Below are 20,402 nucleotides of genomic sequence, written 5' to 3' on the forward strand. Positions count from 1 at the left end.
GCGCAACATTGCGCCGATAGATGTAGTTCATGGTGCATTCGGAGGTTTTTGCCCATGACCAAGATGCTTGCGACCGTTCACAGCGTTGAAGAGGCGGAAATTGCCCTTCAATGCGGGGCCGATGTTATTGACCTGCCGACATCCGATGTGGAGACACTGCGGCCTTATGCAAAAATAGCGGCCGGCAAGGCTTTGCTGTGCGCTACGCTGGAACGGCAGGACGCGCCGGAGCGTGCGGGGGAACTGTCAGCGCTCGGCGTCGGTTTCATCAAGATCATTCTTGAACCGTCCACATCCGCAGATCCGCTGCCCGATCTTGGCAATGACGTGAAATGGATCGCTGTTATTCATGTCGATCTGACAAGCGAGCTGCCTGACGCCGCCAGCCTTGCAGCGCAATGTTTCCATGCCCTTTTGCTGGATACAAGCAATGGGTCACGCCTGCTAAACCATCTGCCGCTTTCAACCATTGATGCCTATGTCAGGCAGTGCCATGCCCTGTCATTGCTGGTGGGCGTTGCCGGAGGGCTCGAAACGCCGGATATTTCCCGCCTTTTGAGTTTTCAGCTGGATATTCTGGGTTTCCGCGAAGCGCTTCTGGATGGTGCAGGAACGATTGACCTGCAGGCCACGGCCAAAATCCGTGAGCTCATTCCCGAGGAACGCCGCACCAGCCTTGCACCCGGTGTTGATTATCAGTTGTTGGCCGCGCGCGGCTATTTCCCCGACCCTGCCGAAGAAGGTCTTGGCACGGACAAGATTTTTGTCCGCGACTTCGTCCTGCCGGTGCATATCGGCGCCTACAGTTTTGAGCATGGCATTGCCCAAAAGGTGCGGTTTGACGTGACTGCCGAAGTTCTGCGTGTCACCCGCAACCCTGAAGATATGCGCCATATCGTGTCCTATGACCTGATCATGGACGGTATCCACGCCATCGTCGCACGCGGCCATGTCGAGCTTTCCGAAACGCTGGCCGAGCGCGTGGCCGCTTTCATTCTGGAAAACCCGCGCGTAACCCGTGTCATCGTCCGTGCGGAAAAGCTGGAACTGGGACCGGGCGGCGTTGGCGTCGAGATTGAGCGCAAACGCGAAATGCAGGCAGCTCCGGCGCTACCGGCCAATGCACCAGCACCGCGCCAGCGCCGCGATCATTAAGGTTTTCGAGCCAAAACTTCAGCCGCAGTGGGTTTGCCTGTGATGGCGCGTTGAATGGCCTCTTTTGTCGCCTGATAATTGTAGTCATGAATTTTCGCGTCGTCACTGGCCTGCCAGTGGATGAACACGCCGACGCAGATGAACAGATTGTCGGCTTCGTTTTGCGGAATGGTGCCATCTGCTACCGAATCGCGCACAGCTTCGGCAATACCAAGCTGTGCTGGCCCGAACAATTGCATGGCCTGACCGGCGCCCCGGATCGTCACCTTGTTGTACATGACAGTGCTTGGCTTGCACGGCAGGTTCGGCTCGATCACCGCCAATACGGACGTAAATCCATCCTTATTGTTGGTGAGCGCATTGCAAAAGGAGGTTTCGACCGCACTGCCACGCGGCCCGATCAACAGGTCAATATGGGCAACCTCGTTGCCATCGCCCACCAGCGATTCCCCGACCATAACCCTGTTGATGATTTGCATGCCGATTCCTCCGTCCTGAGCAGCTATAGCTCAAGACGGAGAAAACCGGAAAAACAATCAGAGCGTGAGATCGAGTGTCTTTAGCCGCTCCGCCACGTCAGCCTTGCGATCCGGATGAATGGCAAGAATGTTGGCTACTCTTCCTGACGGAAAGGCGAGATCTATCGCCTGGGCGCTTGGTAAATGCCGCACGGATTTATCAAGCACTTCCCATATCTCGTAACCCCAGCCTGCCAGCTGATCGAAAATCCTGCCCGGCGTGGTCCTTGAAAGGGCGGCAAGCACATCGCGGTTGACCTCGACCAGCATGGTCGGATTCGAGGACGGAATGGTCTTGGCAGCTCCGGCAAAAAACAGACCTTCCGCGCCTTCAATATCGATCTTTATCGAATCGGGCTTCAATCCTTTGACGACAGCATCCAGTGTTTCAACTTTCGTGCTGCGCTCCGACTTCGTGTTTCCCGAACCGGCAATCAGACTGGTTGCGCCAGCATTGACCGTATGCTCCGCAGCATTGAGTTCCATGGTGCCGGGTGCGTCGGCAAGCGCGAGCTTGTGCACTGTGACGACTTTCGACAGCTTGTTTTCCACGATGGATTTGCTGAACAGATTCCACAAGTGTGGGAGCGGTTCGAAGGAAACCACCTTTCCAGAGAACCCCGGCTTTGTGGCCACAGACAGGGAATAGTAACCAACATTGCCGCCAACGTCGAAAAACACGCCCTTATCCGGGGTCACAGCTTTTATGATGTCGATATCGAACTTCTCATAACCGCCGTTAAAGATACCGAACGTCATGTGATATTGACGCAAATCGAGATAAATCTTGAAGTTGTTCTTTGTTTCGAACAAAACCTCGATACTTCTCGGTACAAAATTCTCAAAAATAACTTCCGCGTGCTTTTGGTGAAATTCCACCGAAGAGAGAAATCTTCTTCGATGTTCGCCAAATGAAATATCCGAAATGTTCAACAAATGTTCGGATATGACTTTTTTCTCTTCAGGGTTTGCTTCGCGTCCAAGGATAAATTTGTAGCAATTCAAAATATCATTGTAACTCGTCATGACGCCTTCACATTCATTGGAATTCATTTGCTACATTGATGGAAAGTCTTGCGGTCACCGCACAGTCTGTACGGCATTTTCTAACAATTCATCCAATACTTGAAAATGTCCATTCCAATCTTGTGAAGCATGCTGAGATTTGCTGCGATATTCACTGGTATGAGCATCAATTGCGGCCCGCCATCCCAGCCCGTCACACGGATCAAGCAGGGTCGCCTGATCGCCTATGATCTCTTTATGTGATGGAATGTCTGATGCAATCACCGGTGTGCCTGTTGCCATGGCTTCAGCCACAGGCATGCCATAGCCCTCAACGAACGAAGGGGCGAGGAGGGCCGCGGCGCCGGACAAGAGGTCGGCCAGTGCGGCATCGCCGAGATCAGATACCTCGATCACCATATCACGCAGTTGCGGACAGCGATCGAGCGTTGCAAAGACCTGTGCATTTTCCCAGCCACGCTTGCCGGCAATAACCAGACGCGGCGCGCTGTCACCATCACGCTCGACCAGCCAGCGCCACAATTGCAAAAGCAGAATGTGATTCTTGCGCGGCTCAATCGTACCGACGATGACAAAGTAGGGATTCTTCGTCCGCGTTACACCTGAGCGATTCGTCTGGCGGAAACTGCTTTCGATGCCGGGAGGCAAAATGGCAATCGGCGGGGCTTCCCGGCCACGATCTTCGGCAAACGAACGCAGCGAGCGGGCAGTGGTCTGCGAATTACACAACACAAGACCAGCATGACGCAGCACGGTTTCCATCCGTTGCAGATGGCGTTGCGGCTCTCTCTTGCGGACAAATTCCGGATGGGTAACCGGAATGAGGTCATGCACATAGAAAACCCCACTCCGCCGTCTGCTATCAAGCCATGAGAACGCAGCTGGCCTGTCGAGATTGGTATGCGAAACATGCACAAAAGGTGCATTGCGCTCCACCGGACCCGCCGGAAGCCATGCCCGCAATGACTTGCCGGCAGCCAGACTCCATTGCTTTATTTTTGTCGGCTGCGCCGGAGCCGATGCGCGCTTCAAATCGCACCAGGAAATTTTTCCGTCGATGGCCGCGTAGATCTGTTCCAGTTCCATCGATTGTTTTGGGCTGAGTGCTGTTCCTGACCAGCGTTTGCTGAGATCCGTAATCAGTCCTGTTGCACGCCCCTCATCGATAGCGATCGGCTTGTTGCGGCCCATCTCGACAAAGAACGAGCTGCGCGCCCGGGCCCAAAGGGCATATTGCAGTTCAAAACGATCAATACCCGTTGGCGTCGAGTAGTGGGACCGTCCGATCAGCCGCGAAATATCCATTGCAATTGCATTCATCTTGCCCACCCCAGCCGGTGCAAAGACCGGCGTATGAAATTGCGTTTTTCGCCACGTGTTCTATGAATTTCGTTGATCACGTCTTCGACCTCGCAGGGCAGTCCCGTGTTGCCGGAGAGGTAGCGCGGATAAAGGATGAGAACGCCCGCGATCAATTGGTCCAGTGACAGCTTGCGCCGCGGCCGCAGCGGCGTAACGCCATCACGGGTCAGTCCCCAGCCCGCATAGAACGGTAGCCCGTAGCACGAGACGGGGCGGCCACGGATCAAGGCTTCAAAGCCCATCTGCGATGTTGCGACATGCACTTCGTCGCTGACGTCAAGCAGTTCGCCAACTGCAACATTGCCGACCACCAGATCGGCTATCTCATGCAGCAATGCGGCGTCGGACAGCCCCTTGCGCTTGCCAGCCAGCAGATCGGGATGCTCTTTATAGATGAGGAAGGCATCGGGCTGGCGGCGGCGCACGATGCGCAACAGGTCGATATTGGAGACACAGTTCGTCAGGCCCAATCGCAGCGAGGCGTCATCGGGAACCTGTCCCGCGACAAGGATGATGGGCCTGCCGCCAGCCAATTCGCGGTAATCCGGCGATTCATCCGCGTCGAGATTATATTTGGTGATGCCATGACGGACGATCTGCTGGCGCAGACGCACGGCTCTTGCGAGCACATCCGGGTTGAATTTAGCCGTCCGAAGCAGCCGCTCCAATCCACTTTCGCTTGTTGCATCGTAGTAGATGCCCTCGCGATCAATACAGAGCGAAGATGCAGGCGTCAGACTTGCTCCAAGACCTGCCGAGCGGATGAACCCGTCTTCCATGCGCAGCACCGGCAAAGGCAGGGATAGCGGGGGGACGCCGTCCGGCATGGGTGTCTTGTGACCCCAACGGACCAGATAATCGGCCTTCGCCAGTTGCTCGTTGCTTGGCGTTTCACTGCAGAACGTCACCTGGGACAGAGGCCCTTGCAGGAAGCCTCTGACAGTGGGCCATTTGTGCCGGGAGAAGCCTGCACAGAGATAACGGCCGCGCCGTTCCAAAGCATGGTGACGCCAGGCAATCAGCCGGTCAATCGCCTTCTCCGCTGTCGTCTGCATACGTGTGACAGGATCAACGTAGAGCGGGTATTGCAGAAGCGTTGCGGCAACGAATGCATCAAGGTCGACCTTGCGGTTGCGGCGTCGCAGGGCGGCGCTGGCTATCTCGCCTTCTGCCCAATCCTGGGTCAGTCCCCAACCCGCATAGAACGGCACGCCAAATGTCGTTACCGGCACGGAGCGCATTAGCGCGTCAAAGCCGAACTGACTTGAAACCGTCCAGACTTCATCAACAACATCGAGCAAAGCATGGGGAGAAATATTCTCATCGATAAAGCGAACATTCGGCTCATCGGCAAGGTGGCTGAGATAGCCCCTGGCAAACCCGGCCACAATATCCGGATGACTTTTGACAAGAACTGTCGCCCCCGGCACCGCACGCGCTTCCTGCCACATGTGCCGGAAGGACTGTTCGTTCGCGCCTGCACCTGTAACCGAATAGTCGCCCGCAACCTGATCAATAAGCAGAATACGCCTGCCGCGACTTGCGGGCAGGGAAACCGGATAATCCAGCAAGTGATTGTATTTGGTCAGCCGCTCCACAACGATCTGGTGGCGCAGATTGCGTGCACGCTCCAGTTCCGGCTTGTTCGCATCCCTCAACAGCAATTCTTCCAAACGCGAGGGTTTGGCCGCATTGAAATAGATACCGACGTCATCCGCGACCATGGAAACAGGTGGGGCACCGGTTTTGCCGAGCCCGACGGATCTGAGAAATCCATCTTCCAAAGACCAATAGGGCAGACCACGCAACCGGGCCAACGTCTGGGCCATCCGGGCCAGCGGCTTTTCACCCCAGCCGACCACGCCATCCGCGTCAGTCCAGGCAAATTCCGCTGATTTGATTGCTTTCGCCCCAAGTGCCGGGCCAATCAACGGGAAACGTAACTGCGTTGGCAGAAATGCCAGAAGCTCCGAGCCTTGCGGCGGCAACCATCCGGTTGATGCAAATGTTCCGATGAAATCGGTACCGAGGCTTGCCGGAATTGTCTCGCGAATGGGGAGCGTTCTTGCAAAAGCCATGGCGATCAATTCGGAATGTCAGGTGACAGGGGAGAGAATAGATCACGGTCCCGGCCGGATGCCGAAGGATCCTGCGCGCCCTCCATCTGCCGCCCGTGAACAGCGTCCGGGGCGGTCACGGTAACGACCTTCAAATCTGTCTGAAGCTTTTGAACAACGCGCTTGCACGTCGTCTCGAGCAGGCTGCGCAGATAGAAGCTGCCATTGATCAGGCTCTCGTCGTGCATCCGAGTATTGAATGCCTTGACTGCATCGCGGCGCGGCGCGGTTGGCGAACACCAGAAACCGTCCATCCCATACGCATCGTCCTGATTACGGCTGCCAAGCCCCCAGACCAGATCGCGTTTGTTATAGATGGCTTCACCAAGTGCAAGCACGGGTTTGCCGTGATTCAATGCAAGCAGTCCGGATGTGCTGTTGACCGTCACCAGACCGAGAGAATGGCGAATGAGCAAGCCGATCGAGCCATCGTCGACAATGTGCACCCGGTCTGCACACCCGGCAATCCGGGCCAGTTCCATTGCAAAAGGCCGGTAACTCTTATGGCCGCGATCCATAGGATGTACCTTGATGACCAGGTGATGCGAGGGCGCTGCGAATCGCTTGAACGAACGGATGCTCTCGGTGATGAGCTTTTCCATGGTCCAGCCGCGACCGTGTCGTAAAAGCTGCTGGTCGTCATGAACCTGCAGAGCAACGACGAAATACTGGTTCTCCAGATTCTCGATCAGGTTCAGCATCAATTCGTTGTTTGCGGGGTAGTGGCGAATCTTGCGGCAGAAGTTCCGGGTCCAGAGAATGGATTCTGAAAATATTCCGCGGCTCCGATGATGGAGATTGCCACGAAAGAAGACCGCGCCCGTCATCTTGGCGAGGTAGTAGCGAATGGCAAAGAACGTCATCGCCCGAAACAGATTGCCCTTCACGGGCTCCACCGGTCCGGCGGCCGAATACCCATGGTGGACAGGTTTCGGACGGCGCAGCGGCGACAGTGCGTTGTTGCCATCCCATTCACAGGTAATGAAGTTCGGGCGCACATAGCCTTCTTCAAAACAGGAAACTGGAACGCCGGCACGCAGCGCCACCATAATGGCCTGGCGGTGATAGGGTCGGCTGTCGCCAAACAGAACAATTGCCTCAGGCCGCCTGCTGCGGATGAATACCTCCAGCCAATCAGACCAGGCGTCCATTGAACCACAGAAATTCAGCGTGCCGGTACCATGGGAAAACAACCAGTCACCGCCATTGAAGTTAATCTTGAGGACATCATAGCCCTCAGCTTCAAATGTGCCGCCCAATGTACGGAAAAATGGCCCGACAGGGCCTTGTAACAACAGAACCAGCGGCTTTTCGGAAGTAAGGCAGCGAATTGCGCGTCCACGACTCGGGAAAGGAACGATTGTACCAGATTGCCCGGATTTCTCCTTCACAGGTCGTCAAGCCCCCTTCGCCATCGGCTTCTGGCTGACGCAACGCCACTCAGAACCCAAAACAAACGCAATTTCAGACAGTTATTTCATTCTGATTTTTTTGGCGCCATACTAATTCCGCCACAACAAGTATAATTACGACAATAAGATATATATTTGGTGTAGTATGGTTTTTATTGTACATTTGTTTTTCAGTGTTTTAAATTATACCAATAGTTCCAAACTGTTATAATTGCGCAATGTTTATTTTATCTATATCTTGCGTAGCAATTGACCTCTGTGTTTCTCTTATGGAGACGAGTATGAAGTTGGTGTTGCCAAGCAAACGTTACATTCCCGGCTTCTTGACCCATAGTTGCGTGATCGCATGACACGACTCAGTCCCAACGACGAATTTCTTGATTACATGACTCTGGTTGATATCGGACAGTGCGGTGTTAGCCCCGCACAGAAGGGCGAGCAACTGCGCCGGATAAAAGCATGGCTGCGGCGCCACGCCCTGTTGATTGTTCTCGTTATTATCCCGACGACTTTGGCAACGATCTATTACGGCTTCATCGCTTCGCCGCAATATGCTTCAGAAACACGATTCGTTGTTCGCAGCCCAAACCGGAATGCGGCCGGCATGCTGAGCGGATTTCTGCAAAGTACAGGCTTCGTGCGGGCACAGGACGATAGTTACGTCGTGATGGAATATATGGAATCGCGCGCCGCCGTCAGCACGCTCGAGTCCGCGAGCGATTTGCGGGAAATACTCTCGCGGCCGGAAACAGATTTTCTGACACGTTTCCCCAGACCTTGGAGCGATGGAACGGAAGAGGCGCTTTACAAGCACTATCTCAAGTTCATGACGATCGACACGGATTCAAGTGGCGGGGTTACAACACTGGAAATGCGTGCTTCCCGTGCTGAGGATGCGCAGAAACTAACGGAAGCGCTGCTCGTCGGCGCTGAAACGCTGATCAATCGGCTGAATGAACGAGCCCGTCAGGATGCTATCCGTTTCGCCAAGCTTGAGGTAACCGATAGTGAAAAGCGCATGGCAGAGGTGCAAAAGTCACTGACGGATTTCCGCAACAAGGTGGCCATGATTGATCCCGGCAAGCAGTCAGCGGCTATGCTCGATATGCTTGCGAAATTATCTGACGAGGTTTCCAAGAGTAAGGCTCAATATGCCGCGCTCATCCAGCAAGCGCCACAAAGCCCGCAAATTCAGTCGCTGCGCAGCAGCATTGATGCGATGGAAACTCAAATCAGCAACGAGCGGTCCCGCATTGTTGGCGGCGACGCGTCGATGGCCCCTCTTATCTCTCAGTATGAACAATTGCTGCTGCAGCGCGAGCTTGGCATGCGCATGCTGGAATCGTCGGCAACATCGCTCGAAAATGCAAAAATCGAGGCGCAGAGACAACAGCTCTATCTCGAACGTATCGTCAATCCAAACCGTCCCGACTATGCGCTTTATCCGAAGCGGCTCTATTCAATCTTTCTGGCCTTCGCAATTTGCTTTGCGAGCTTCTGGATCATCCGCTTCCTCCTCAACCAGATCTATGAACATGCCGAATCATGAGTTCATCTGACACCATCGTTTTCAACGGTAATGACGGCGCGCCGCCGGTGCAGTTCACGACAAACGTTCCCTCCCCTGTTCCGTCAGGAGACGGCATTATCGGGGCTTACAACCTTGTCAAAGAATACCCTGTTCAGGGCGGCATGCGCCGTGTCCTGGACAATGTCAGTTTCGAGGTGGGGCCGGGCGAAAAAATTGCAGTTCTTGGCCACAATGGCGCTGGTAAATCCACTCTCGTCCGGCTGATTGCGGGCATTGAACCACCCACATCCGGCAAAGTAACCCGCTCCATGTCTCTCTCTTGGCCTATCGCACTCAGTGGCGGATTCGGTGGATCAATGACCGGGCATGATTGCGCCCGTTTTCTGTCCCGAATCTACAACCGGCCGGTCGATGAAATTCGTGACACGGTTGAAACATTCAGCGACCTTGGCAAATACCTGAAAATGCCAATCAAGACCTATTCTTCCGGGATGCGGGCACGCTTGTCCTTTGGCCTTTCCCTTGCAATTGATTTTGATTGCTATCTGATTGATGAAGTCATCGCCGTTGGCGACCAGCGCTTCCAACGCCGGTCATTTGATGAGCTGTTTGTAAAGCGAAAGAACCGAGCCATGATTATTGTTGGCCATACTCTGGATATCATCGCCGACCAGTGCAAGTCCGCTCTCGTTCTGAAGAACGGCCGGGGCCGTGTCTTCGACGATGTGAAATTCGCGTTCGATATTTACGCCTCGCTGTAAGCAGCCGAACCGGGCGTCTCAATCGCGTTGAGCGATAAAATAATACGCGTGGATTCCCGTGGTTGAGCGATCATGTATCAGATGGACCTTTGTCATCTGGTTTTTATGGAAAAGCGCCAGGACCGTGTTGGCGTCATAGTCATACATCTGGATATCCGGATGCCCATAATTATCGCGGTCGATGAAAACCGTTTCATTCTTGTAGTAATCGTTGCGAAAATACATGACACGATCGTTGTAATATTCGGTGCGGTTGGCAGTTTTGAACAATGGCACGTGCAGGGAGGCGACGCCGCCGCTTTTTACGCATTGCAACAGATCATTGATGATGAAATAGCCACGGCGGGGCTCAATATGCTGCAACACGATATAACTGTTAAGCCAGTCAGCCTTCACGCCCTCCTTGACCAGAATCTCTGGAGATTCGACGCAGCGCACATTGTTGAGCCCGTGGCTCGCAACATTCTTGAGGGTGATGGAGCGCATCGTTTCCGATATGTCGATGCCAATAGCGCTCTCTGCCTGCTCCGCCAAAGGGATAAGCAGCCGCCCTACACCGCAGCCAAAATCGATAACCGATTCCTTTGGCGTCGAGAAATCCGGAATGAGGCCCTTTATCAATGCGGTAAGGTTGGCGATATCCGCACGCCCAGTGGCAAAGAAGGTGTCCTTGTGCTTTTTCGTCAGCTTTTTTGACTTGAACTCATCCTCGGTAAGGACAGCCCAATAGGCATTGTCTTGCGCCAGCTTTTCCCAGTCTTCATTTGTGTCGCGCATGGGATCCTCCATCGATGCTGTTCAGGTTTCAGCGAAAGGCCAAACGGGGTGGCCTACTCAAACTTAATATGACTTTTGACATGCTCGATCAGGTAAAGGCCAACGGCCGTGGTGAGCAGACAAGAGGTGAAAATATATGAAACGTCATAGAACGGTTTCACCGCATCACCGAAAGTGCCGGCGCGAAACATCTCAAAACAGTGAACGGTCGGAACGTAGAGGGCGAGTTTCTGCACATCATGCGGCAGCCACGCCACCATGAAAAACATGCCCGATACGGGCAGCATCAGATATTGCAAGGGCGGGACCAGCTTCTCCACAACCTCGAAGATTTCTGCCAGACCGGCGAGGATCAATCCCGCGCCAAAAGAGAACCACGCCATAAACAGCCAGCCGGCCAATATAAGACCGAGATCAGCAAAAGGTTCGATAAATCCCGCCAGAACAGCACCGGTATAAACAACCAAAAGCGCGAATGTCGTACCACCGATTTCAAGCAGTGCACGCGCAATCAGTGCGTCGGCAAGTTTGATCTGCCGATGATACATCAGGGGTATATTATGCTTCAGGCAGGATACCATGTGAGATGAGATATGCCGCCAAAGCGTCAATGGCATATACCCGCTGAGGACGAAGGCGATAACCGTCAAACCATGGGCTTCGTGCCGCATCAATGTCCACAGCAGCATGACGCCACATGTGAGAATCATCGGCTCGAGAATCAGCCAAAGGAACCCGATATTTTCACGGCCATACCTGGTGATCATTTCGCGCATGACCAGTGCACCCAGCACCCGCAACTGCGCACGCAACCCAATCCAAAATGGTGAACGTTTGTCAGATTTCGATAGAACAGCTTTCATCGAATGTTTTCTTCGACTTCCATTCACATACACGTCAGAAATGAACCATATACGTTCTTTCTCTCAACGCAAGGATCATCCAAGTACTTCACAAGGCATTTGTTTTAGCATTATACTGATATAGGTTTTAATACAGCGTGAAGGCAATTATGAATGTTGTCATCACAGCATCATATAAGGATTAATGCGATCAATAATCTTTCACCCGATGCATTTGTTCCAGCAGTTAAGCTAAAACGGCGTGGTTTGTTTTTTAAACTGTGGCGGCTACGCTTTCCGTTTATTATTGTCGTTCTTCCGGTTGTATCCGTCAGTTTGTATTATGCATTTATTGCGGCTCCGATGTACGTGTCGCAATCTTCCTTTGTCGTTCGCGTTTCCGCTCCACCCTCATCGTCGAGTTTTGGCAATTTGCTGCAGAACAGTGGCATCACGCGTTCGCAAGACGATACGTTTTCCGCACAGGAGTACATCAAGTCGCGTGATGCGTTGGAGCTGATGAGCAATGCCCTGCCGATCCGCAAATACTTCGCCAGACCGGAGGCGGATTTCTACTCACGTTTCCCGGCACCGTGGCAAAGCGGCCTGTTTGAAGAACTCTTCAAATATTATTCCAGCCGGGTGCGGATCAGCCACAATGATACGACCGGTATCACAGTTCTCAAGACATCAGCATTCCGGCCCGAAGATGCCTTTGCCATGAACAAGGAATTATTGCAGTTGGGCAGCGACCGACTGATGAAAATGAATGACCGCGCGCGCGGCGATGCAATCCGGTTTGCCACCGCGGAAGTCGCTAATGCCGAGCAGCGCATGATTGATGCGCAGAAAGCCATTACATTGTTCCGCAACAAGGAACTCATGATTGATCCGGGACAAAACTCAACATCTCTTGTCGAGTTGATGAGCCGGCTCAGTGCCGATCTCGCTTCGGCGCGTGCAAATCTTGCCGAGACCAGAGAGACCGCCCCGGATTCAAGTGCTCTGCCGTTCATCACCAGTCGGATCAGCGCTCTCGAAGAGCAGCTGAAACTTGAACAAGCAAAAATCGCTGGAAATGACGGCTCGATTGCTCCACGCATTGCAGACTATGAAGCCCTTATCCTGCAGAGAGAATTTTCCAACAAAGCATTGCTGTCAGCCTTGGATTCGCTCAAAACCGCGCGGGCGGATGCCAGAAGACAGCAGCTTTATCTGGAAGTCATCGTCCCGGCCAACCAGCCGGACAAGGCAGAACTACCAACCGAGCTCAAAAACATCACCATCGTTCTGCTGGTAACGTCCATCGGCTATTTGCTTGGCTGGCTGCTTCTGACCGCTATCCGCGATCATAGCAATTAGGCGGATGACGAGAAGCAGGTATAGATTTCATTAATACAACCCTGAATTTCCCGCTCGTGAGGCGACGTGGAATCAACGTAGCCCGCCCGCTCGAACTGCCGGTTGCGAGCCGCGATATAGTGTGCCAAGGCTGCGCGGTAATCGCCCGCTATCTTGTTAAGGTGGCCCAGTTGCACGTCCACATCTTCCAGACTGTCTGGATTGAACTCATTGGCATAGTCGCGATATTGCCCGTAAAGTGACCTTGCTTCTTCAAAATCACCGTCTTCCTTGGTAACATTGGCATAGACCGCGATCATATCAATCTGGCCGTTCTCCACGACAAGCTTCCGCAAGGCGGCGCGTGCCAGGGACCACTGCCCGGCATCCACCAGACGCATGGCGGCCCTTCGATCATCATCAATGCCGGGTTTCGACGAACTATTGCGCGATACGCTGACATGCCGTGCAATATCCAAATCATCGGGGGCCAATTTTGAGGCTTTTTTATACCAGTCATGGGCTTTCTTCATATCACCCATCCGGTTGAACAGGTGCCCAAGCTGGACATGAATATCAACGTCACGCGGATTAAGACCCAAATATTTGCGATAGGCAGTTTCGGCCTTGTCGTAACGCCCAAACTCCTTCTCGCTATGACCAAGCTGCACCAGAAGACCCGCCCGGGCGGGACTGTCCGCCACAGCGCGCGCATAGAACTTAGCCGCGCTTTCCCAATCGCCCCGATCACGGGCAGCGTCCGCTTGCGCAACAGCGCTCGGCGGCGCGTTTGTTATGTTGGCTCCAACCACTTCAAGCCCACGTTTCGCAGAGCGCAAAGAAAAGGGTAGCTTTATCATGTCTGAGCCTCACGCGGATTTTCCCGCTGCATAGATACTTCCCGCAGCCGCACCCAATGCAGTTCATCGGCAGTTTCAATCACTCTGAGCCGCAATTCGACAAACCGGTGCTCTTTGCGGATATCGGCAAGAAGACCGCCAACAAACGATCCGGCAATCGTAAAGTCCAAGAGAATGTCGAGGCCGGAATTGGCAACAAGCTGAACAGCAATTTTTGCTGCGTGATCTTGAACGAGATCAATCTTGACCAGCCACGACCCTTCCTGAAAGCTTCGCTTCGGGCCAACCATGAGCCAGCCGGGGTTCACTTTCCAGCCGCTATCGACGACATTCACCGGTTGCCGCAAAAGATCAGGACCTATCATCCATCCGGAATTCGGAACTTCCCGGATAAAAATCAAAGTCTCCTGTCCATTCAGGTTGTAAGCCAGTCCTGCAGGCATCGTTTGTGCTGCACTTTGATCCGCCGGGCCGTCCATGGCTTTCTCATTTTCCTCCAACGTATCCCACAACGAGAACTGGCCATCGCGCCGCGCTATTGCAACAACCTGTTTGACGATGTCGGCACGGGTTTTGACATTGCGTCTGAGATCAAATTCAAAGGACAGACGCTCCTTCTCAGATGGCTCCCGTCCACAGATTTTTGAGAAACTGTAGCGAAGAAACGCCACATTATCGTCAGGCGCAAAACGCGTGAAATTTTCGAGCAAGGCAAACTGGTCCGCCGGACGCCGTATCACCTGCGCCACAAATTCATCGAGCTTGCCATTGGTATCCGGAGATGCTGACCGCAAAGCGTCAATTATCTTCATACGGTTTGTGCCATTGCGAATAGCCTGCGCAAGATTATGCCGCTCTTCAACCGGCAGATCCGTCGCGGTCAAATTGAACGCGGAGGCCCAAGCATCGACGAATGCATCGGCTGACAGCGAAAAGACGTCTTTTGGCAAGGCTTGCAACGGGATTTTATGCAGCTCGGCGATTGTCATATTTTCGACCCAACATTTGTTCGATGACCACAACGTGACGCGCCGCGACGCGCGGGTAAGAATTCCACTCGGTAGCCTGTCGGCGATCGGCATCGCGCAAACCAAGCAGCGCAAGATTTTGTGCAAGACTTACCAGCGCCTCGGCCACACAATCAACATCCACCGAACGCACCACATGGCTTATCGGCCACATGTCACGCAGAACGGACGAGCGGGAGCAGAGAAGCGGGCGGTCAGCCGTCATGGCTATTCGTGCCGCACCGGTCGCGGTTTCCGTGGAAGCCCCATAGAGAAATGCCAGCAAATCACATCGGGCAAGCTCGTCTGAAAGCTCCGCCTCATCGACGAAATCAAAACGGGCTGATGCCACGTCGTGCAGATCAAAATAGTTGAGCAGATTTTCTACGGTGACGCGCGATGCACGTGATTGATCATTGGGCACCATGCAATTGAGCAGTTTAAGGCGCAGCCGCGGCTCGAACAGGCGTGCTTTGGCAAAGGCCCGCACCAGGAGATCTATGTTCTTATGCGGCATGAGGAAGCCAAACGAGCCAATCGTGAATGTCGACGGTTCCGGCTGTGGACCATTGTCCAAACTTTCGCGAACCCCGTGTGGCACGACCACAGGATTAGGGTGACCGGCATTCGCCAGAAGTCCGGCATCTTCGGCCGAATGGACAAAAACGACATCAAATGCCTTGGTCCATTCCAGATGACCGCCGCGCAGCGTCTCTTTCACACTGTGCATCGTGATGATGCGAAGCTTGTGGCTCGTATGCTGAAGTGTGCTTAGCAGCAGTTCCATATCGGGTGTCGAAAAATGCCCCGGATGATGCTGTATCCACACGACATCACCACGTGCCTGCTCGATCTCACCAATGAAACGCGTCAGCGATGCAAGGTCATAGCCCCACGGCCTCGTCGTTATCGCAGCCGTTTCAGCTGTTTTTTCCGCTGCACTATCCGGCAGGGCATCATCAACGATCCTGCGAGCATAAATATGTGAAAACCGTCCGGCGAGAGCGGGCGTAGAGAACAGGTGGCCGGAATAGGTTGCGAGACCGCATTGCTGCTGCCACGACGAAACAAGATCAATCGTCCACGGCCGCTTGAATCCGGCAATGAGTTTGACTGGCTTGGCAATCGCAGAAAGGACCCGGCCCGCAACTGCCTGCCAACTCATATGATCATCAAGAAGCTTCAGCGCATTTTTGCTGCGCATGCGCGCCTCCTCCTGGTTGCTGAGTGCCGCCCGCATCTGTTTTCCCAGATCCGCGACAGAAGGTTCGGCCCACAAACTGAGCGAGCCGGAGACATGCGCCAAGGATGGCGCCATATGATAGTCGACAAGCCAAGCCGTGCGGGGCGTGCAAAAATCGACCTGTCCACTGTAACCAGTCGTGACAACGGGCACCCCCAACCGCATCGCTTCAGCCAGCGGCAAACCAAAACCTTCGCCCCGGCTTGGCGCGACCACAAGTGCCGCTGTCCGGTATAGGGCGAGGAGCTCATCCGGATCACAATAGTCTTCAATCAGGATGACCGGCGGTGCGTCTTTCAACGCACCTTCAAACTTTGTCATCACCTTGCGGAGGATATTATCCGGATTGGGAAATGTCTTGATAACAAGTTCGACCGGTTCATCCTGCTTGAATGTCTGCGCATAGGCTTCAATGAGCACATCGATACCCTTGCGCGGAAAGCACGAGGACACGTGTAAAATCCGCTTTTTGCCATTGGAGGGCAGCGGCGATACGGCGCCCACTCCCGAGTCTGCGTGAACGTGGTCAGTGCCGTTGCCAACGACCTCGACGGGAATGGTAAGTCCGGACTGTACGAAGGCCTGCTTAACGAAATTGGCGGTAACCATGACCAGATCAAGATCACGGTTGAAGCGCGATACAAGATATTGGGGAACTTCCAGCTCTTCCCAGGCAAAATTTACATAAGCATTGAATTTGCCCACCATATCATGCGTGACTGGCGGCCATGTATTACGCAAATGGACGTCAAAGGTTTGACCTGCCGGATATTGCGGAAGCATCCGCCGTTTAACTTCCGGTGCCGCCGAAATACGGGCATCCGTTTGCCAATCCGACTCCGATGTATAGCAAACAATATCGATGCCGGTTGCGATAAGTGCCTGTGCAAGAAAGCGGTTGACGATAGCGAGACTGTAGTCGCCCTTGAATACACCGTCAAAAAAAACACGTTTGCCCGCGAATTTCCCAAGCAAAACCTTCAAATCAGTCATATTTTCATCAAGCGTATAAGGTGAAGCCAATAGTTCACTACGCATTCACTGCTCTCCAAAGCACTTATTAAAATGATTTCATACTGAAAAATGCAAATTGTAAATGGAGTATATTCTATCTCAACGAGATATTCTTGTTACATATGGTTAAAAGCATAGGATGCGCTCCGATGAAGGAGCGCATCCTATATTTATTACTTCGATTTATGAAGCTTTTGATTCTTCCATGCCATAGCCAAGTGCTACTTCGCGCTCTGCAAGCAAGGCACGAGCCTTGTCAACGGCTGGACCCCAATAGGTGAGGGGATAGCAAGCTTTCGCCTCTTTGGCTTTTGCCGAAGTGAACTGGAGAACACCGGGCTCAAGGAAGACATTTCTGTTGCCAAGATCAAGGTAAGTTTCAGCCTGCGCACCTTCAGCCCAGATTACATCATGCTCTTCAAGTTCGACGTGGAAGTAGTCGATAGGGCTGAGAATGATTTCCTGGGTGATCGTTGTCCCATTGATCAAAAGCTTTGCCGGAATGAGCGCGCCTTCGATGAACATGCAATGATCCGGAGAGACGAACAAATCCCGATGCGGTACATTTTCAGCGATGGCTCCGGCACGGATGCGAACCGGAAGTTCATCACGCGGCTTGTCCATAGCTTTCGGATCAAGCTTGCGACTGCCAATCCATTTCACAGCCACTGCGCCGTTGTTCAGACTGAGAACAAGGTCGCCTTCCTTGAGGAATTCCACAGGTACTTCGCCATCCGGCGTTGCAATCATGGTGCCGCGGACGAAGCAAGGCGTCAGGAAGGTAAGTGTGTCTGTGGTGTCACTGTAAGAGTAGGTCGCGCCGGCAGGAATGGTATAGGATACCGTAGCAAGACCCAATAGCCCCACACCGTGGAATGTAACCACATTGCCTGCCTGAGTGACACTGTTCGAACCGGTAATGGTAACCGTATCGCCGTTCTGCACATTCACAATGGTCGGAATCGACGTCAGAGGAAGGCTCAGAAGTGTCGATGGCATATAGGTGAAATGCCCACTACCGGCAGCATTGGCAAAATCGACCGTCGTCGTGTTCAACACTTCGACACTCAGAGCGGCCTGGTTGATGATCAGATTGCTGCCCGCACCGATATTGTAGTTGAACGTTGAGCCGGCACCAACGCCCGCAAGCTGTGCGCTTACCGTCAGCGTCGCGCCGTTGACCACATTAAGCGTTGTGGTGGTTAAGCCCGTAACGCCTGTAAAGTTGGTAACGGTAACGTTGACACCGCTAACGGTCAAAGTGGCGTTAGAAACCAGACCGAGATTTATTGTGTCTCCGTTGGCCGCACTTGTGGAATCGATTGTTGTATTTGTATTCTGAAGTAGCTGAACGTTTAGAATAGCCATAGCAAATCCCTCTCTGTTAAGAGCTGAGTGTTCGTTGTTTTATGCTCAGAATGAAGCGGATCAGAACTTGTAGTTCAGACCGATCCTTACAGTGTGAAAATCTGACGTTGCTTCTGTTGTCAGAATATCATCACCAATCTTGCGGCTGCCCAAGTTGATGTATTGATATTCAAGTTTTGCAGTCAGATGGTCAGTAAAGGCATGTTCCACACCAGCGCCCGCAACCCAGCCCGCGCGAGTCTTGCTTTCATCGATATAATTAACGCCGTCGACATCGACCTTGTATTTAACATTGCCGTAGGCCAGACCGCCTGTGCCGTAGATCATTGTGCGATCCCAGGCATAGCCAAGACGCGGACGGAGTGTTCCGAACCAGTTGATTTTGGAGCTGGCATGAACGTCTGAACCGAGGAAGCGCGTTGTGAAGTCATCATTGACATCGCCGCCCTGGAAATCCGCTTCAAGGCCGAGAACGAAATTGTTCATCTGATAGTTGTAGCCAATCTGCCCGCCGCCGAAGAAGCCGCTGTTTTCCAGCTTGTCGACGTCACCCAGATACCGGCCGAAAGTCCGCAGACCGACTTTATCATCGCCGGCGAAGCCATAGCCAGCGTTCACACCGGCATAGAAACCTGTCCATGTAAAAGCCGGTTCGGTGAATACTGCTTCCGGAGGAGCCTCTGAAACTGCATCAGCTGCGTAAGCACTTCCCGATAGAACTGCCGCCGCAAAGAACAAACCAATAGCACCAAATTTCTGCATGACTTCCACCTTAAAAAGACCAACTTTCAGATGGAAGAATGACATGTAATATTTATTCGAGATATACTTTAATTACATAAGATTCACTAAATATAGTCGTCGTTTGTATACAGTTGTCGCATTTTGTATTGCATCAGTAAAACGTGTTATTTTGGATGGTTAACAATTTCTTGCGGCACTCCAGATTGCTCGACATCCCGCTCTGGAAGCACATCCTCCATATCTGGAGGAGAATCAGGGTCCGTGACATCGATGGGGCTCAATTCGGCAGACCAATACGCGATAGATCCTTCAATGGAACCAGTATCGGTAAAAAGTCTGATTTCAATCGGCTCTTTGGGACGTTCAATATGAAAAGCCGCCTCCGCGGCGAAAGAGCCAGTACCGGAAGGGCGAACGCGAATCTTGCTGAGCAATTCAGAATTGTGGATTTCAATCGTAAAAATCTGTCCATAAATATTCTGATTAATGCCGAGAGCAAATCTGGCATTCCATTCGCCCGCCGGGAGATGGAAGTAAGGGCCATAGACCAGACAACGCGCGCGCCCAACAAGATCAATCTCGCCCGCTGCAGTTGCGCCGGCCTTGTCGGCAAGAAGAAAGCTTTCATGCGGCCAAGTCAAAGATGGCTTCTGCCCCGTCTTCATATACCCGTCAAATGGTTGCAAAACCTGTACTGCAAGTTGACGCAACTCGTCTGGAAGCTCTGAACAGCCATCTCCAGGGGCTGCGTATAGATGATTGATCCTCGCCACAGATGTTTCGAAATCGGGGATTTGATTGACGCTCGTCAGGGTCTCCGCAGCCTCAAGGCCTAAATGTTTCAGACATCGCACCATACTGGCCGTAGACAACGATATTCCCAGCTTGCGGCACATGTGGCCAACAATTCGATGGATAGGCAGATTACTGACTTTGTCGCGCTCAATATTTACGAGAAAGGAGTGAGATCGCATTTGTGAAAGACAGGCGATACTTGCGGATAGTGAGCGCACAATCGAGATGTCATGCACTTGCATTTGCCTTGAAAGATAGAGCGTCGCATCAAGCGCATTCTCGCTGAAGACGATGTAAGGAGCCTTAGTTCCCAATAAAAAGCCGCATAGATCCGTGGCAGGATAATGTGAGGTAACGATTACATCCTCGCTCGTGCGGTTTTTCCAGGCACTCTGTAAATCGTCCAGCGTTTCCACATGAACAAAGCTATGATCAACGAACGCCTCGCGCGCGATCGCCTGCAGGGCGGCGTTGCCCCAGAACGACATCAAACCAGGCATTCCCAGAGCAACAAGAAGTGTCATTGGCT

At 53.0% G+C, this 20,402-nt stretch carries 17 protein-coding genes; 4 read left to right on the forward strand and 13 right to left on the reverse strand.

Going from position 1 to position 20,402, the window contains the following annotated elements:
* The first annotated feature begins 54 nt into the window (after nt 1–54).
* Complete coding sequence (locus HB779_RS00965) at nt 55–1,155, forward strand: (5-formylfuran-3-yl)methyl phosphate synthase (RefSeq protein WP_188342240.1); 1,101 nt, start codon at nt 55–57, stop codon at nt 1,153–1,155.
* Here the strand turns inward: HB779_RS00965 and fae are convergent.
* The 5 genes from fae to HB779_RS00990 all read right to left on the reverse strand — a co-directional run bounded on the left by fae (nt 1,152) and on the right by HB779_RS00990 (nt 7,569).
* Nucleotides 1,152–1,634, reverse strand: a complete 483-nt coding sequence (gene fae / locus HB779_RS00970; RefSeq protein ID WP_188342241.1) for a formaldehyde-activating enzyme — start codon at nt 1,632–1,634, stop codon at nt 1,152–1,154. The two genes, HB779_RS00965 and fae, sit on opposite strands and share 4 nt — an antisense overlap.
* A gap of 57 nt (nt 1,635–1,691) precedes the next feature.
* Complete coding sequence (locus HB779_RS00975; protein WP_244642323.1) at nt 1,692–2,486, reverse strand: FkbM family methyltransferase; 795 nt, start codon at nt 2,484–2,486, stop codon at nt 1,692–1,694.
* Nucleotides 2,487–2,753: 267 nt separating this feature from the next.
* The gene (locus HB779_RS00980; RefSeq protein WP_188342243.1) at nt 2,754–4,019 is read right to left on the reverse strand and encodes a glycosyltransferase family 1 protein; all 1,266 of its coding nucleotides are present in this window, start codon (nt 4,017–4,019) and stop codon (nt 2,754–2,756) included.
* Entirely contained in the window at nt 4,016–6,139 is a 2,124-nt protein-coding gene (locus tag HB779_RS00985) for a capsular polysaccharide biosynthesis protein (protein WP_188342244.1), read from the reverse strand. The genes HB779_RS00980 and HB779_RS00985 overlap by 4 nt, the downstream gene beginning before the upstream one ends.
* 5 nt (nt 6,140–6,144) lie before the next feature.
* On the reverse strand, nt 6,145–7,569 hold the full coding sequence (locus HB779_RS00990) for a capsular biosynthesis protein (protein ID WP_188342245.1): 1,425 nt from the start codon (nt 7,567–7,569) through the stop codon (nt 6,145–6,147).
* A 367-nt stretch (nt 7,570–7,936) separates the two neighbouring features.
* Between HB779_RS00990 and HB779_RS00995 the strand changes: the two genes are divergently transcribed.
* On the forward strand, nt 7,937–9,139 hold the full coding sequence (locus tag HB779_RS00995; RefSeq protein ID WP_188342246.1) for a Wzz/FepE/Etk N-terminal domain-containing protein: 1,203 nt from the start codon (nt 7,937–7,939) through the stop codon (nt 9,137–9,139).
* A 95-nt stretch (nt 9,140–9,234) separates the two neighbouring features.
* Nucleotides 9,235–9,882, forward strand: coding sequence for an ABC transporter ATP-binding protein (locus tag HB779_RS01000; RefSeq protein ID WP_188342466.1), 648 nt, complete (start codon nt 9,235–9,237; stop codon nt 9,880–9,882).
* Nucleotides 9,883–9,900: 18 nt separating this feature from the next.
* On the opposite strand, the gene HB779_RS01005 is transcribed toward HB779_RS01000, so the two are convergent.
* Together HB779_RS01005 and HB779_RS01010 are read right to left on the reverse strand one after the other, a co-directional pair.
* On the reverse strand, nt 9,901–10,659 hold the full coding sequence (locus HB779_RS01005) for a bifunctional 2-polyprenyl-6-hydroxyphenol methylase/3-demethylubiquinol 3-O-methyltransferase UbiG (RefSeq protein ID WP_188342247.1): 759 nt from the start codon (nt 10,657–10,659) through the stop codon (nt 9,901–9,903).
* Nucleotides 10,660–10,712: 53 nt separating this feature from the next.
* Nucleotides 10,713–11,522: an ABC transporter permease gene (locus HB779_RS01010; protein WP_188342248.1), complete on the reverse strand. Its 810-nt coding sequence runs from the start codon at nt 11,520–11,522 to the stop codon at nt 10,713–10,715.
* 348 nt (nt 11,523–11,870) lie between these two features.
* Here HB779_RS01010 and HB779_RS01015 point away from each other — a divergent pair, with 348 nt between their 5' ends.
* On the forward strand, nt 11,871–12,863 hold the full coding sequence (locus HB779_RS01015) for a capsule biosynthesis protein (protein WP_188342249.1): 993 nt from the start codon (nt 11,871–11,873) through the stop codon (nt 12,861–12,863).
* Here HB779_RS01015 and HB779_RS01020 read toward each other — a convergent pair.
* From HB779_RS01020 to HB779_RS01045, 6 genes are all read right to left on the reverse strand, one after another.
* Nucleotides 12,860–13,702: a lipopolysaccharide assembly protein LapB gene (locus HB779_RS01020; RefSeq protein ID WP_188342250.1), complete on the reverse strand. Its 843-nt coding sequence runs from the start codon at nt 13,700–13,702 to the stop codon at nt 12,860–12,862. The two genes, HB779_RS01015 and HB779_RS01020, sit on opposite strands and share 4 nt — an antisense overlap.
* Complete coding sequence (locus tag HB779_RS01025; RefSeq protein ID WP_188342251.1) at nt 13,699–14,691, reverse strand: hypothetical protein; 993 nt, start codon at nt 14,689–14,691, stop codon at nt 13,699–13,701. Before HB779_RS01025 ends, HB779_RS01020 begins: the two co-directional genes overlap by 4 nt.
* Nucleotides 14,669–16,990, reverse strand: a complete 2,322-nt coding sequence (locus HB779_RS01030) for a glycosyltransferase (protein WP_188342252.1) — start codon at nt 16,988–16,990, stop codon at nt 14,669–14,671. Before HB779_RS01030 ends, HB779_RS01025 begins: the two co-directional genes overlap by 23 nt.
* Nucleotides 16,991–17,149: 159 nt before the next feature.
* Nucleotides 17,150–18,334 (reverse strand): Hint domain-containing protein, encoded by a 1,185-nt coding sequence (locus tag HB779_RS01035; RefSeq protein WP_188342253.1) that lies wholly within the window; start codon nt 18,332–18,334, stop codon nt 17,150–17,152.
* A gap of 60 nt (nt 18,335–18,394) precedes the next feature.
* A complete protein-coding gene (locus HB779_RS01040; RefSeq protein WP_188342254.1) occupies nt 18,395–19,096 on the reverse strand; it encodes an outer membrane protein in 702 nt (233 codons plus the stop codon).
* A 146-nt stretch (nt 19,097–19,242) separates the two neighbouring features.
* Nucleotides 19,243–20,397: a hypothetical protein gene (locus HB779_RS01045; protein WP_188342255.1), complete on the reverse strand. Its 1,155-nt coding sequence runs from the start codon at nt 20,395–20,397 to the stop codon at nt 19,243–19,245.
* Nucleotides 20,398–20,402: the final 5 nt, after the last annotated feature.

The organism is Phyllobacterium sp. 628, assembly GCF_014189505.1.
GTDB lineage: Bacteria > Pseudomonadota > Alphaproteobacteria > Rhizobiales > Rhizobiaceae > Phyllobacterium.

Bases quoted from the DNA above. Each gene is read 5' to 3' on its own strand.
- HB779_RS01045 (WP_188342255.1), bottom strand. From the start codon at position 20,397: ATGACACTTCTTGTTGCTCTGGGAATGCCTGGTTTGATGTCGTTCTGG.
- HB779_RS01025 (WP_188342251.1), bottom strand. From the start codon at position 14,691: ATGACAATCGCCGAGCTGCATAAAATCCCGTTGCAAGCCTTGCCAAAA.
- fae (WP_188342241.1), bottom strand. From the start codon at position 1,634: ATGCAAATCATCAACAGGGTTATGGTCGGGGAATCGCTGGTGGGCGAT.
- HB779_RS01005 (WP_188342247.1), bottom strand. From the start codon at position 10,659: ATGCGCGACACAAATGAAGACTGGGAAAAGCTGGCGCAAGACAATGCC.
- HB779_RS01040 (WP_188342254.1), bottom strand. From the start codon at position 19,096: ATGCAGAAATTTGGTGCTATTGGTTTGTTCTTTGCGGCGGCAGTTCTA.
- HB779_RS01035 (WP_188342253.1), bottom strand. From the start codon at position 18,334: ATGGCTATTCTAAACGTTCAGCTACTTCAGAATACAAATACAACAATC.
- HB779_RS00965 (WP_188342240.1), top strand. From the start codon at position 55: ATGACCAAGATGCTTGCGACCGTTCACAGCGTTGAAGAGGCGGAAATT.
- HB779_RS00985 (WP_188342244.1), bottom strand. From the start codon at position 6,139: ATGGCTTTTGCAAGAACGCTCCCCATTCGCGAGACAATTCCGGCAAGC.
- HB779_RS01020 (WP_188342250.1), bottom strand. From the start codon at position 13,702: ATGATAAAGCTACCCTTTTCTTTGCGCTCTGCGAAACGTGGGCTTGAA.
- HB779_RS01010 (WP_188342248.1), bottom strand. From the start codon at position 11,522: ATGAAAGCTGTTCTATCGAAATCTGACAAACGTTCACCATTTTGGATT.
- HB779_RS01030 (WP_188342252.1), bottom strand. From the start codon at position 16,990: ATGCGTAGTGAACTATTGGCTTCACCTTATACGCTTGATGAAAATATG.
- HB779_RS00995 (WP_188342246.1), top strand. From the start codon at position 7,937: ATGACACGACTCAGTCCCAACGACGAATTTCTTGATTACATGACTCTG.
- HB779_RS00980 (WP_188342243.1), bottom strand. From the start codon at position 4,019: ATGAATGCAATTGCAATGGATATTTCGCGGCTGATCGGACGGTCCCAC.